A 14553-nucleotide genomic window follows, 5' to 3' on the forward strand; every position below is an offset into this window, starting at 1 on the left:
AACAAAGTACATGTAAAAAAGTTAGACTGCATAAAAAGATGATCCCTGTATGCAATAGGGATCATCTTTTTATATTCTACTAATATCAATGCCAATTCATACTTGATTTATGAGAGATGATTAAAGGTTTACTTTATTTGCAAAAGAAAAAGAATCTTTATGTTTAACAAATTTTTTATGATCAGGAACAGATTGAATTGCTACAGTTTGCGAATCTCTTGCTTTCAGTGCATCTTGAATCCCGATTGTCATAAGCTTAATAAATAGAATCGTAATAAAGAATGAAGCGAGAGAATAAAAAATAATCCACCACGAAAGATTCATTTCATAACGATTTAATCCAATAAGGCCAGCCCAATCATTAGATAGAGAAACAGGTTTGAGCACTCCGTCATACAGTTCACGCATTTGTATCCCGCCAATTATAATATCAAGCAACGCTAAATGGATAACGAGTATGAGCGCTTGGACGATATGTTCCATAAATAACACAAATAAGCGATCAAGTAACAAGACTCGTAAGTGTTTTTTGATAATATGAAAATGGCTAGCTCCTAGCAATTGGGAACTTAAAATGTAATCTTGTTTCATAAATTCATCAACCTCTGAGGATATATATAAAGAAAGTGTAGGCAGTGCGACGAATATAAGTACGAGTACTTGATAAAACGCAAATGAAATATTTGGATCTAATCTATCAGCATTTGATACGATTACAATATTAACAGGTGTGATGAGTATAAATGCGATAAATAAAGTAGGAATATAGTAAAAAACTTCTGAGCATGCTTGGAAAAATCTCTTGAATTTTGAAGCGTATAAACTTAAGAGTATTCCTATACATGTTCCGAATAAAATTCGAAAGAAGCTAATTGCCACGGCTAATAAAATAGTAAATTTTGCTCCTTCTATAATTTGTAAGAAAACAGACTCTCCAAAACGATCAGATCCAAAAGGCGGTATTAATGATGGTGGAAAGGGAGCTTTTCCAAGTAATTCGTTATTGTCATTGTAAAGTAACTGGGGAGCTTTTGGGATGGTATCTTTAAAGAACCAACTATAAATAAAACTAGCTGAAACAAGTATGAATAAATAAGTAAAGCCGATTAAAAAGCGTTTTGATTTCCAAATAGATTTCATAAAGCTGCTCCTTTCAATTGCTTTTGCCACTTATTCATCATGAAAGAGATGATTTGAAAAATGGTGTAAAACGGTAAAATAATCATCACAAGTATGATAAATGCAGCTGGTGGTGAAATAAACGCCTTTTTAAATAAAAATTGAATAATGCCTTGCATATTAAAAACGAATTCTAAAATGAATAAGTTAGACAGTAAGAAAACAAAAATCGTTTTTAAATGGTGGAAGAAGTGGATAGATATATTTTTGAATAAATGAATACAAAGTATATAACTTGATGAAAGGCCTTTTCCATATGCAACCTCTACGTAATGTTTTCCATGTTCTTCTTTTATGTATAACACCATCATTCGAAACATTTGTAATGTAGGTAAAACAGATAAAGATAAAATAGGGAGTAAATAAGCTCGATTTTCATTATAGGAAATAATAGTGAAAGGAGCTTCTCCGAATTTCTGAAGTACCCATATGAAAAATATTTGCAAACAAATCATCATCATCATATCAGGGACAGCTTCTAATATGAACACAATTCGGTTTATCCATTTTTTTATATAATCTTTTGCTAAAAAATAAAAAAATGCCATGCTAGATGAAAAAAAGAGCGCAAGCAAAAAGGCTAAAAATAAAATAGTAAATGAATATAGATAAGGCTCTAAAACAGTTGGAAATAATGGTGTTGTTTTTAAATGACCATACTTGGGGTCTGATCCTATAACCAACAATGATTCAGGGGAGAAAACCTGTTTTAACATAGTAACGATCTGGTCAAAAAAATAAATTGGTTGAAAGGTAAATCCATTTTGAGTGATAAATAAATAAGGTAAATTTAATAATAATAAGAGTGATAAAAGAATTGATGAAAGCTTCATTGTGAATTGAGATATTTTATGTAACATTAAATCCCTCCGACATCTTTTTACAACATTATACAATAAATTCCGGGATGTTTTTATATTTTTCTGAAAAATAAGAAATTAATTAAGTTTTATAATTATAATGCGGAATATACTTACATAAGGAAATCTCTATATTGAGGACCGGATTTCTATGTCCATCAAGAGAAATTCCTAATATTCCCATTTTTGAAGCATTTACTTTACTTCAATTGATTGGCATTTGGTGTTATTCCAATGTTACCAAGTTAATAGAACTAAGTTTTCTTAAAACAAAAACCACCGAAATATAGAAGTGGTTTGGAACGTAAGGAATTTGTAAGGAAGGAGTAAGAAAAAAGAGATTTTCAATGTGTATGATCAAAATATAGAGAAGAACGGGAGGGGGAGTAGTTACTATCTATTTATATAAAAACAAATTAATTAATAAAACGCTATGGAAGAAAAGAAGAAATTATAGAAGTTAACAGATATCTGAAGAAGAGGGATTAATCATTTATTAGGTCAGAGAGTTGTTTGAAGAAATAATTGGTCTATAGATGATTGCAAATTCAGTGTTGACCCTTATCATGGGGAGAGTTGATAGCTGTGTGGTTAGACCTATCAATCATTAATACAATTTAAATAGAGGAGAGGAATGCTTTATGAAAACACGCAGTAAAATTATATGTGGAAGTCTAGCATTATTAATAGCTGGGAATTCCCTGTTATACATAACACCAGCCTCAATTGTAAAAGCAGAATCGTCGCAAAATGTATCTAGTTCTTTACAAACAAGTACGCAAAGCGATCGTACTTCCGTTAAGAAAGCAATGCGAGATGCACTACAACTTGGATACCCAGGAATACTCGCTCAAATTTCTAAGGGTGGTAAAATTTGGAGTTATACCGCTGGGGTAGCAGATGTGAGAACTAAGAAACCAATGAAAGCAGATTTTCGCTTTCGTATTGGCAGTGTGACGAAAACGTTCATTGCAACAGTGCTACTGCAATTATCTGGAGAGAACCGTTTGAATCTAGATGACTCCATTGAAAAATGGTTGCCTGGTGTCATTCAAGGAAACGGATATGATGGTAACCAGATTACAATCCGGCAAATATTGAATCATACAAGTGGTATTGCTGACTATATAAATTCAAAAGACTTCGATATTACGGATATAAAAAAATCGTATACGGCTGAAGAATTTGTAAAGATGGGGATTTCTCTTCCCCCAGACTTTGCCCCGGGAAAGGGTTGGTCTTATTCAAACACAGGATACGTATTACTGGGGATCCTTATTGAAAAAGTAACTGGCAACAGCTATGCGGAAGAGGTTGAAAATCGGATTATTGAACCGCTTGATTTGCCAAATACATTCCTACCTGGTAATTCAAGCGTGATTCCAGGCACTAAGCATGCCCGTGGCTATTTCCAACTAGACGGAGCAAGTGAGCTAAAAGACGTTACATATATGAACCCAGGTAGCTCGGATGGAGATATAATTTCTACTGCTGACGATTTAAATAAATTCTTCTCTTACTTACTTAGTGGTAAATTACTGAAGGAACAGCAACTAAAACAAATGCTTACTACAGTTCCTACAGATAGAGAAGGAGCGGGATATGGTCTTGGAATCGTTGAATTTAAGCTTCCGAACGGTGTCTCGGTATGGGGACACAGAGGTAGCGTTCTAGGGTTTTCCACTTTTGTTGGTGGAACACTTGGAGGCAAGCATACATTGGCCGTCAATTTGAACAGCTTTAACTTTAGTAATCCTGATCCTTTTAAAAGTATTTTACTTGCTGAATTTAGGAAGTAGGCAAAAAGGCGAAATGGATAAGTTTTGTCATAGGTTTATAGTTTAAAATATATCATTTTGGTGCAAAAAACAACTTGCTCTAAAAAAATTTAATAATCGTAATTAAGTATAAAAGAACGCTATCGTTTTAAGTAAATATTTCAGGAGGGTTTTATGAAAAAGAAAATGATTACTGCACTTGGTGTTTCTGCTATAATACTGACTAATTTTGTAGGAAGTACTTATGCAGACTCTAAAACAGGAGTTTCTGTTACAGCTCCCTACAATAAAAATCAAATAGTGGAATGGTTAGAAATGCACGCGAAGCCTTTAAAAACAACAAATCCAAATACACCTTTTAATGATTTAAAACCATTTAAGAATATGGTGGGTTCAGCTTCAATTGTAGGTTTAGGTGAAGCTACACATGGGGCTCATGAAGTTTTTACGATGAAAAACCGTATTGTAAATTATTTAGTATCTGAAAAGGGTTTTACCAACCTAGTTTTAGAAGAGGGGTGGGACAGAGCTTTAGAACTTGATCGATATGTTCTTACTGGTAAGGGAAATCCAAGCCAGCATCTATCACCTGTATTTAAGACGAAAGAAATGTTAGATTTACTTGATTGGATTCGGCAATATAATGCTAATCCAAAACATAAATCTAAAGTGCGTATCATCGGGATGGACATTCAATCAGTAAACGAGAATGTTTATAATAATATAATAGAATATGTTAAAAGAACCAATTCAAAACTTGTGCCGAGGATAGAAGAGAAGATAAAAGGTCTTATTCCTGTAACAAAGGATATGAATACTTTTGAAAGCCTTACGAAAGAAGAAAAAGAAAAGTATATTTCAGATGCTAAACAAATTAGTGCTTTATTAGAGGAAAATAAAAGTTATTTAAATGGGAAATCTAAAGAGTTCGCATGGATAAAACAAAATGCTCGTATTATTGAACAGTTTACTACAATGTTAACGTCACCTCCTGATAAACCATCTGATTTATATTTGAAACATGATATCGCAATGTATGAAAATGCAAAGTGGACTGAAGAACATTTAGGAAAAACTATTGTATGGGGGCATAATGGCCACGTTTCGAAAACAAATATGCTTCCTTTTGTATACCCTAAAGTAGCTGGGCAGTATTTAGCAGAGTATTACGGAAAACGGTACGTATCTATTGGAACATCAGTTTATGAAGGACAATACAATGTCAAGAATAGCGATGGTGAATTTGGCCCAAATGGAATATTAAAATCGGATGATCCAAACAGTTATAACTACATCTTTGGACAAGTTAAAAAAGATCAATTTTTTATTGATTTACGTAAGGCAAACGGTGTGACAAAAACTTGGTTGAACGAACAACATCCAATTTTCGCTGGAGTAACTACCGAAGGGCCTGATATACCAAAAACAGTTGATATATCATTAGGTAAAGCGTTTGATATACTTGTTCAAATTCAAAAAGTGAGTCCATCTCAACTACATCAATAAATTTAGAATAATGTACCTTAATGAAGTGTAGTGTTAAGTGTCAATAGAGTTGTTTGAATATGTCAGTTAGGTTATTTTCATTAAAGGATTATTAAATGGAATAAATGTTTTCAAATTAGAGACGATGTGGGATAGAAGCACAGTATCATCAAGTTAACAAAATAAAATTCTACCTAAAATGAAAAAAACGCTATTCTTTCTATAGAATCATAGGAAAGGATGGCGTTTTTTGATCTAATCTATTACTACAATTTGCTCATGAAATTTAAAACTTTTTGTCCCCTAACACCTTACGAAATCTTACTAAAAATGTTGAGTTTGTACAACAAACCACATACCTATTAAGCTAAATAACAAGTTACTCAAAAACTAGAAAAAGAATTTGTTTCGAAACGGATATTATGTAACTTTACCGAACGGATCCGTTATCCGTGGTTGGTTAATGGACTTAACTGAAAAATCATTTGCAGAAGGTCCGAAACTAGATGGCATTAAAGGTGTAATGAACTCTTCAGGAGAAGGAAAATGGACTGTTGAAACGGAACTTGAACTGCAAGCTGCAGCACCAGTTATCGCTATGTCATTATTTATGCGCTATCGTTCTCAGGAAGATGATACATTCCATGGAAAAGTAGTTTCAGCATTACGTAATCAGTTCGGTGGGCATGAAGTTGTGAAAAAATAGAGGATGATTTTTGAAAAGAAACTTGTGCATAAGCGCAAGTCTCTTTTTTATAGTTTAAGAAATTACTAATTTAAAAATACCAATCAATCATCGTTTTTTTGTCACAAATGACAGCTTCAACGTTCATTGATTGAATAATATATTCTATATTTTCTTCTTTAGCTAATAATAAGGTTGTAAAGGAATCGAATATACTCATAAACGCATACTCATTGTCTTCGCTAGTAATAATTAACTCATTATTGCTAATGTCCCAAATATCTAATGGAGTAGTATTATCTACTTCTAATAATCCGTTTGTATCAAGAATTGGTTCAGAGAAATATAAATTTTTTGCACCTTTAGAACCGAGGAGTTTAAGTAATTTATGTAATAAAAATATAGACGTATAATCTTCTGTTGGATAATAAAGATCTTCTTTTAAGTTTGAATGTAGTTTTTCAGCTAAATCCTCTCTTTTATATTCTTCTGTAAAAGCACCAATGGAAGTCAACATGGCCATTGCTAATTCTGCGTATGAATGTAATCCACTATAAGACATCATTTCCTTCCAAGAAACGGATTTCCCATTATGAATGATTTCTTCAGCGCTAGGATAGATGTGCTCATATAGTTTTTTTCTCACAGACTTTTCCCATTCTAAAGGCATTTGGACAAAAGGGTGTAGCAATATAGCTGCAGATTTAAAGGTGCTTGGTAGTTGTTCTAAAATTGGTGATTTGTCATCTAGCCAAATGTAATCCAACAAAATATAACCTCCTCTTAGACTTTGAAATGTACGGATTCCCGCATTATGTTTTTTGTATTGGTTGTATTAAGTATAAAGCGCTGCATGAAATATGTCCCAACATAAAAATAAGAATAAATAAAATGAAGTTTTCATAAATAGTAAAAGAATGATTATGTCATCAGTGTAGCTAAGAAATGATGTTACATATGGAGAGAGCGTGTTAAAAAAATATGAGGTGGTTAAATGGGAAATGAGCAAGTGAAGAATGTAGGGGAAGAAAAAAAGTTATGTCTTTGTATGATTGTTAAAAACGAGTCTAGAATTATGGAAAGATGTTTAAATGCTACGAAATCAATTGTAGATTTTGTTTCTATTTGTGATACTGGATCAACTGATCATACGCCTGAAATTATTGAAAATTGGTGTAAGGAAAATGAGATACCTGGGACGGTTCATCATGAGCCGTTTAAAAACTTTGGTTATAACAGAAGCTTAGCTGTTTCGTTAGCGCAAAAAACATACCCAGAAGCAGATTATTTATTAATATTAGATGCGGATATGATTTTAGAGGTTGATCCGAATTTCGATAAAACGAGCTTAACGGAAGACCATTATCTTACATTACAATATGATATTCATATTAAGTATTGGCTTACACGGCTTTTAAAAGCGTCTTTACCATGGAAATCAGTCGGTGTTACTCATGAGTATTGGGATATAGATCGTTCCAAAGTTGGAGAGGATTACAATACGAGAGTAGCTAGACTGGAGACGCTTGTCGTTAATGACCCTGGTGATGGTGGGAGTAAAGCGGATAAATTTGAAAGAGATGAGAGGCTGTTGTTACAAGGGCTGAGTGATCCAGAAACTACGCCAGATTTGCATATAAGATATTTATTTTATTTAGCCCAAACGTATTTTCATTTAAGTCAATTTGAAGATTCGATTAAATGGTATAAAAAACGAGTGGAAGCAGGGGGATGGGTTGAAGAGGTATTTTATTCGTTATTGCGAATAGGATTTTGTTATGAACAATTAGCAACTCGTTCAGCAAATAAACAACTTGAAGTAACAGAAGTGGATGAAAAAGAAAATGCTAAGAAACAAGAAGAGCAATATACAGCATTAGCTGTTCTTTATTTTCAAAAAGCGTGGGAATATAGACCAACTAGGGCTGAGCCATTATATCAACTTGCAAGAATGTATCGATTAAAATCTCAAAATAATATTGCTTTGATGTATGCCCTGCAAGGGAAGGAAATTCCTTTTCCGAAAAATGATCTTCTATTTGTAGATTATCATGTGTATGATTACTTATTTGACTATGAGATTTCTATAAATGCTTTTTATATACCACATAAAAAGCATTTAGGTGCAGTGTCACAAAAATTTTTGGAATCGAAAAAAGATGAGTTACCGTTGCATATAGCAAATATGGTAGAAAGTAATGCGAAATTTTATTAAATACAATTTCGGTTAAAGGAGTAGTGGAGTAATAATGGAATTAATACGATGGGCGCTAGAACTAGGAGAATCTGTGCATGGAAATACGTATGAAGAATTGTTGCCACTACTAGATTATTATTATGATCGTGATCATTTAAAAGCGTATTGTATCGCAAATCTTCTGTTAAACATGGACGTATCAGATGAACATCAGCAAAGAATTGAATTAAGAAGGTGCATTGCTGCTTATTATGCTGGACTATATAAAGTAGCAAAAAAACATGCAAAGGATCTTTTACTGAAATATCCGGATGTAGATTTATATAAGAATAATTTAAGGCTAATGGAAGCTTATTTGAATAAAGAATATGATTATTGTTTGTTTATATGCCCAAAGACGTATGGTAGTTTTATAGATGTTGCACGAGCTTTGAAATGGCGATTGGAGCAAGAGGGAAATACAGCAATCATATCAGAAACAATACTCGAAAATGTGGGGAATACAATTGTTTTTGGAGCGCATACATATGCACATAGCCCACATCTCCTTCCGAAAAATGCAATTATTTATAATTTAGAACAGCTATATGAAGGAAGCCCTTATGCGCATCCTCTTTATTTAATGTTATTAAAAGATAAGGAAATTTGGGATTATAGTAAACAAAATATAGAATGGTTAAAACAAAGAGGAGTAGGAAAAGAAATAAAACATGTAGGCATGAACTATGCACCAACTTTAGAAATAAAAAAAGATGCATTTGATGAAGAATTAATTGAAGACATTGATATACTGTTTATAGGTGCTCTTAACCCAAGGCGGCAAGCTATATTGGATCAATTAAAAGTCGTTGCCCCGAATTTAAATATTGTTTTTAAAAATAATGCATGGGGAATTGTTAGAAATGAGTTAATTGCCAGGTCTAAAATTATATTAAATATCCACTTTTACTTATCTGGTATTCTTGAAACTCCTCGAGTTTCTTATGCAGTGGCAAATAAGAAATTTATTATTTCGGAAAATAGCAACCCAGAGGACGAAATAGATTGGCCGGGTATTGTATTTACTCCGTATGAAAAAATAATTGAAAACGTAATGAAATATATAGAATTATCAGAAGAACGGAAAAGATTAGCGGAAAAAGCATATAACCATTTTAAAGCAAATGAAAGTTTAGGTACATTGAGCATGAGAGATGAAACAAAGTAATTGTACGAAACTCATACGAAAGTATGAGTTCTTTTTTGTTTATCATACTATTTTATGAAACAAGTTAACTCTTTATATTGTGTTTTGTGTAGAAATTTCTGATAATATATAAGTAGAAATTGAAAACAAAGGGGAGAAATAATCATGAAACTAGTTGTTATTAACGGTACACCAAGAAAATTTGGTAGAACTCGCGTGGTGGCAAAATATATTGCGGATCAATTTGAAGGGGAATTATATGATTTAGCAATTGAGGAGTTACCTTTATACAATGGAGAAGAGTCACAACGTGATTTAGAGGCAGTGAAAAAATTAAAAACGTTAGTGAAAGCTGCGGATGGGGTTGTATTATGTACACCAGAATATCATAATGCGATGAGCGGTGCGCTGAAAAACTCTTTAGATTACTTAAGTAGTAATGAATTTATTCATAAACCAGTTGCGTTGTTAGCGGTTGCTGGTGGCGGTAAAGGTGGAATAAATGCATTAAACAGCATGCGAACGGTCGCTAGAGGTGTTTATGCAAATGCAATTCCAAAACAAGTTGTTCTTGATGGATTACATGTGCAAGATGGTGAACTTGGGGAAGATGCAAAACCATTAATTCATGATGTAGTTAAAGAATTGAAAGCATATATGAGCGTATATAAAGAGGTGAAAAAGCAACTAGGAGTTGAGTGATATGTCATCTCTTTATAAAGATTCACGCTTGTATTTCATTCTAGGGGCCAATAGTCTATCAGCTATTGGTTCCGGTATTGTAATGATAACGATTCCATGGTTGTTAATTAAAGAGAGTGGAGGAGAGACAACGTTTGGTTATGTTTCCATCATCTCAACACTGATTATGTTTTTGTTAACTCCGTTTATCGGGCAAAGTATTGATCGTTTTTCAAGAAAATCTTTATTATTATGTAATGAAGGTATTGGGATAGCCGTAATCGGAATAATGGTTATATGGGGATTTGCTGGGCAATCCTATCATTCTATTCATTATATTCTTATTTATATAGCGGGCTCTTTTTACTATCTATTATTTTATCCTACAATTTTTGCGTTCAACCAAGAAATTTTTCAAGCAGAACATTATAAAAGTTTAAGTGGAACGATGGAAATACAAGGACAGTTAACACAAGTTATTTCAGGAGCAGCCGCGAGCTTTCTAATTGAAGTTGTGTCTTTGAAGTGGATATTGTTAGTAGATATGTTAACTTTTGTAGGAGCATTTTTGCTGTTTTTATGTATACCGTATGTCAAGAAAAAAGAGATTAAAAAGAAAATAACATTTAAGAAGCAATTGTTCGAAGGAATTCACTTTATGAAAAAACGTCCTAAGCTCTTTTGGTTCTTACTTGCTACTTATATGCCGTTTATAGGTGTCATGATGGCAAATTATTTAATACCAGTTTATATTTCGGATATACTTAAAGCTAATGCCTCTGTATACGCGATAGAGGGAATGATGTACGGTGTTGGAGCTGTTGTTGCAGGAATCTGTATTCCACTCATAATGAAATATGTCAAAACAGAAGTTTCAATCGTTATGACGATGTGCATTTATGTAATTTCAATTACCGCAATGATTATTGAACCTTCCGTAATGTTGTTATATGGACTAGCGATTTTTCATGCGATTGGAAATGCGGGGACAAGAGTGGCGAGAAATGTATTGATGATGGAGGAAATCCCAAACGAAGTAATGGGACGTGTTGACAGCTTATTTCGATTAATTGGTACAGGAATAAGAATTGTATTATTAATGCTGTTTACAGCTGGTGTATCTAAAGCTGGGGTAATGCTCCCGTTTTACGTACTTAGCTGTATATTGATTCTATCATTAGGAATTGCTCTTTATTATGTATATTCACAACGTAAAGTAGGGACGAAAGTTTTTAATAAATCAATCGTTTAAAAAACACTTCTGCCTTCCAATCTTTTTTTATATAATAAAAAGAAAGGGAGTGCAAACATATATATGAACAAATGGATATTACTTATAATCTTATTATTACCACCACTATACATTCTTTATATGACCTTTCGAATGAAGAAAGTTGCTCGTGAAAAGCTGAGCCATCACTCTCCGTACGTTCTTATATTAGGTGCAAAGTTATTTGGAGATAGACCGTCTTTATCTCTTCAAAACCGTTTGGATGTAGCATTGGAATATTTAGTTTCTCATCCTGAAGCGAAAGTAATTGTTTCAGGTGGTCAAGGAGAAGATGAAGATATACCGGAAGCTCATAGTATGAGGAACTATTTAATGGTACATGGTATAGATGAGAGTCGTATTTTAATAGAAGATCAATCTACAAATACGTATGAGAATTTAAAGTTTAGTATAGATTTATATGATGTGAAACATGCGGTAGTTGTAAGCAATACGTATCATTTATATAGAACGAAAATAATTGCAAAGCGTTTAGGCATGAGGATGGAGGCACTAGCTGCTGAAACGCCAATGCGCTCTAAGAGAAAAATGTATGTGCGTGAATACGCCGCTATAATGAAAACAATATTGTTAGACCGTTAGAGCTCAAATGTGAGCTCTTTTTTTGTTGAATAATGCGTATCATTTGAAATGAATTCCATATTCCATCAAAATAAAGGAAACAACGATAAAGGAGTTGTATTTGTGATTCAGTTTAATCAAGTGTCAAAATCATATGAAGATGGCACAAAAGCAGTGGATTCATTGCATTTAGAAATTAAAAAGGGAGAATTTTTTGTTCTCATTGGTCCGAGTGGTTGCGGGAAAACAACGACAATGAAAATGATTAATCGTTTAATTGAAACGACAGAAGGCTCAATTTTAATCGATGGAAAAGATATTCAAGAATACAATATTAATGAATTACGATGGGATATAGGGTACGTGTTGCAGCAAATCGCTTTGTTCCCTCATATGACAATTGCTGAAAATGTTGCAGTTGTTCCTGAAATGAGAAAGTGGAGCAAAGAAAAAATAAAAGCTCGTGTCGATGAGTTGCTCCAGATGGTCGGGCTAGATCCAGACGTATATCGCGATCGCATGCCTGATGAATTATCAGGAGGACAAAAACAACGTGTAGGTGTCGTGCGGGCATTAGCCGCAAACCCGAAAATCGTTCTTATGGATGAACCATTTAGTGCGCTAGATCCATTAAGTAGAGAACAGCTTCAGAAGGATATCGTACAATTGCAAAAGAAGATTCAAAAAACAATTGTATTCGTAACACATGATATGCAAGAAGCATTATCACTTGGAGATCGCATTTGTGTTATGAAAGAAGGAAAAGTTGTTCAATTAGATACGCCAGAAGGAATTATACATAACCCGAAAAATGAATTTGTAGAAGAATTCATTGGAAATCGTGGAAGACCTTGGTATGAGGGGAAAAGTATTGAAGATGTATTGCCACATGATGAAAGTATGCGGATAGAAGGGGAGGCACTATCATTACATTCTTCTTTACAAGAAGCATTAGTTCGCCTGCGAGCTGATGAAGTCGTTCCAGTTGAAGAAAATGGTCGATATGTTGGAGCTTTAACAAGTCGTCATATTGTCAATTATATCGTTGAACAAATGAAGGAAAGAGGCTAAACAGTGACTGATTTTATACAGACGTTCCAAGAACGAAAAATAGAATTACTAACTGCATTAAGTGAGCATTTACAAATATCGCTTATTTCATTATTTTTTGCAGTAATTATTGCGGTACCGCTTGGCATTTTATTAACGAGAAAAGAGCGAATGGCTGAATTTATAATAGGAACTTCTGCAGTAATGCAGACAGTGCCATCACTTGCATTGCTCGGACTATTAATTCCGTTAGTAGGAATCGGAAAACTTCCAGCGATTATCGCATTAGTTGTGTATGCACTATTACCTATTTTACGCAATACATATACAGGAATACGGGAGTTAGATGAATCTTTAATTGAAGCAGCGAAAGCTATGGGGATGAATAGCTGGAGAAGACTGTGGAAGGTAGAGCTTCCTCTTGCGTTACCAATTATTATGGCCGGTATTCGTACGGCAATGGTATTAATTGTTGGAACGGCTACATTAGCAGCTCTTATAGGTGCTGGTGGGCTTGGTAAACTCATATTGCTTGGTATCGATCGGAATGATCATGCGCTTATCATTTTAGGGGCCGTACCAGCCGCGTTACTTGCTTTATTCTTTGATGTAGTACTTCGGGTGCTTGAGAGTCCAAAACGTTCGTCTAAGCGTGTTATATTGACGATATGTATTGTTTGTATAATGGTTGCTTCTCCATTTCTTTGGAATACCGAAAAGAAAGATATTGTTATTGCGGGCAAACTTGGATCAGAACCTGAAATTTTAATTCAAATGTATAAGCAGCTTATTGAACAAGATACCGATTTACATGTACAATTAAAACCAGGTCTTGGAAAAACATCATTTGTATTCGAAGCGTTGAAATCAGGGGAAGTAGATATATACCCTGAGTTTTCGGGAACAGCTTTATCTACATTCGTGAAAGAAGAGCCAAAAAGTACAAATCGGGATGAAGTATATGAGCAGGCTCGCGTTGGAATGGAAAAGAAATATAGTATGGTTATGTTGAAACCAATGGAGTATAACAATACATATGCACTAGCTATGCCGAAAAAAATAGCAGATCAAAAGAATATAAGTACAATTTCTGATTTAGGAAATATTGCACAGGATGCTAAAGTAGGGTTCACATTAGAATTTGCTGATCGTGAAGATGGTTATAAAGGAATGCAAAAATTATATAACTATAAGTTCTCGAATGTTAAAACGATGGAGCCGAAGCTGCGTTATAGCGCAATTGAATCTGGAGATGTTAACGTAATCGATGCATATTCAACAGATAGTGAATTGGAACAGTACGGACTTAAAGTGTTAAAAGATGATAAAGGGTTATTCCCACCATATCAAGGTGCACCGTTATTAAGAAAAGAGACATTACAAAAATATCCTGAACTTGAAAAAGTATTAAATAAATTATCTGGAAAAATTACAGATGAAGAAATGCGAAAAATGAATTATGAAGTAAATGTGAATGGTAAAAGTAGTGAAGAAGTCGCAAAACAATTTTTACAAAAAGAGAATTTACTTCGTTAAATTTACAAAAAATATACAAATTCATATGTATGAAATGACCGTTCATTATAAAATGAACGGTTTT

Annotated in this window: 11 protein-coding genes and 2 pseudogenes; 10 read left to right on the plus strand and 3 right to left on the minus strand. The window is 33.6% G+C overall.

Going from position 1 to position 14553, the window contains the following annotated elements; all coding sequences use genetic code 11:
• Positions 1-120: 120 nt before the first annotated feature.
• Both PDQ40_RS04145 and PDQ40_RS04150 read right to left on the minus strand, forming a co-directional pair.
• The gene (locus tag PDQ40_RS04145) at positions 121-1140 is read right to left on the minus strand and encodes an ABC transporter permease (RefSeq protein ID WP_270691248.1); all 1020 of its coding nucleotides are present in this window, start codon (positions 1138-1140) and stop codon (positions 121-123) included.
• On the minus strand, positions 1137-2039 hold the full coding sequence (locus tag PDQ40_RS04150) for an ABC transporter permease subunit (protein ID WP_048556969.1): 903 nt from the start codon (positions 2037-2039) through the stop codon (positions 1137-1139). Before PDQ40_RS04150 ends, PDQ40_RS04145 begins: the two co-directional genes overlap by 4 nt.
• Positions 2040-2680: 641 nt before the next feature.
• On the opposite strand from PDQ40_RS04150, the gene PDQ40_RS04155 reads away from it, so the two are divergent.
• The 3 genes and pseudogenes from PDQ40_RS04155 to PDQ40_RS04165 all read left to right on the plus strand — a co-directional run.
• Positions 2681-3838: a serine hydrolase domain-containing protein gene (locus tag PDQ40_RS04155; protein ID WP_214328854.1), complete on the plus strand. Its 1158-nt coding sequence runs from the start codon at positions 2681-2683 to the stop codon at positions 3836-3838.
• A gap of 153 nt (positions 3839-3991) precedes the next feature.
• Positions 3992-5323: an erythromycin esterase family protein gene (locus PDQ40_RS04160; RefSeq protein ID WP_214328853.1), complete on the plus strand. Its 1332-nt coding sequence runs from the start codon at positions 3992-3994 to the stop codon at positions 5321-5323.
• Between the two features lie 415 nt (positions 5324-5738).
• Positions 5739-6008: pseudogene (locus tag PDQ40_RS04165) on the plus strand (hypothetical protein); the annotation flags it as partial.
• Positions 6009-6078: 70 nt separating this feature from the next.
• On the opposite strand, the pseudogene PDQ40_RS04170 reads toward PDQ40_RS04165, so the two are convergent.
• A pseudogene (locus tag PDQ40_RS04170) lies at positions 6079-6842 on the minus strand (DUF2711 family protein).
• A gap of 139 nt (positions 6843-6981) precedes the next feature.
• Here PDQ40_RS04170 and PDQ40_RS04175 point away from each other — a divergent pair.
• From PDQ40_RS04175 to PDQ40_RS04205, 7 genes are all read left to right on the plus strand, one after another.
• Positions 6982-8202, plus strand: coding sequence for a tetratricopeptide repeat-containing glycosyltransferase (locus PDQ40_RS04175; RefSeq protein ID WP_000526212.1), 1221 nt, complete (start codon positions 6982-6984; stop codon positions 8200-8202).
• A 34-nt stretch (positions 8203-8236) separates the two neighbouring features.
• The gene (locus PDQ40_RS04180) at positions 8237-9391 is read left to right on the plus strand and encodes a hypothetical protein (protein WP_000420435.1); all 1155 of its coding nucleotides are present in this window, start codon (positions 8237-8239) and stop codon (positions 9389-9391) included.
• Positions 9392-9535: 144 nt separating this feature from the next.
• Positions 9536-10072 carry an NADPH-dependent FMN reductase gene (locus PDQ40_RS04185; protein ID WP_000780354.1) on the plus strand — a complete coding sequence of 179 codons (537 nt, stop codon included), beginning with the start codon at positions 9536-9538 and terminating at the stop codon, positions 10070-10072.
• 1 nt (position 10073) lies between these two features.
• A complete protein-coding gene (locus PDQ40_RS04190) occupies positions 10074-11303 on the plus strand; it encodes an MFS transporter (RefSeq protein WP_000097178.1) in 1230 nt (409 codons plus the stop codon).
• Between the two features lie 63 nt (positions 11304-11366).
• The gene (locus PDQ40_RS04195; RefSeq protein WP_001045793.1) at positions 11367-11924 is read left to right on the plus strand and encodes a YdcF family protein; all 558 of its coding nucleotides are present in this window, start codon (positions 11367-11369) and stop codon (positions 11922-11924) included.
• Between the two features lie 102 nt (positions 11925-12026).
• Positions 12027-12974, plus strand: coding sequence for an ABC transporter ATP-binding protein (locus tag PDQ40_RS04200; RefSeq protein ID WP_000614093.1), 948 nt, complete (start codon positions 12027-12029; stop codon positions 12972-12974).
• 3 nt (positions 12975-12977) lie between these two features.
• Positions 12978-14489: an ABC transporter permease/substrate-binding protein gene (locus PDQ40_RS04205; protein ID WP_000129131.1), complete on the plus strand. Its 1512-nt coding sequence runs from the start codon at positions 12978-12980 to the stop codon at positions 14487-14489.
• Positions 14490-14553 lie beyond the last annotated feature (64 nt).

It is taken from the genome of Bacillus cereus group sp. Bc061 (genome assembly GCF_027715825.1).
GTDB classification, from domain to species: domain Bacteria; phylum Bacillota; class Bacilli; order Bacillales; family Bacillaceae_G; genus Bacillus_A; species Bacillus_A paranthracis.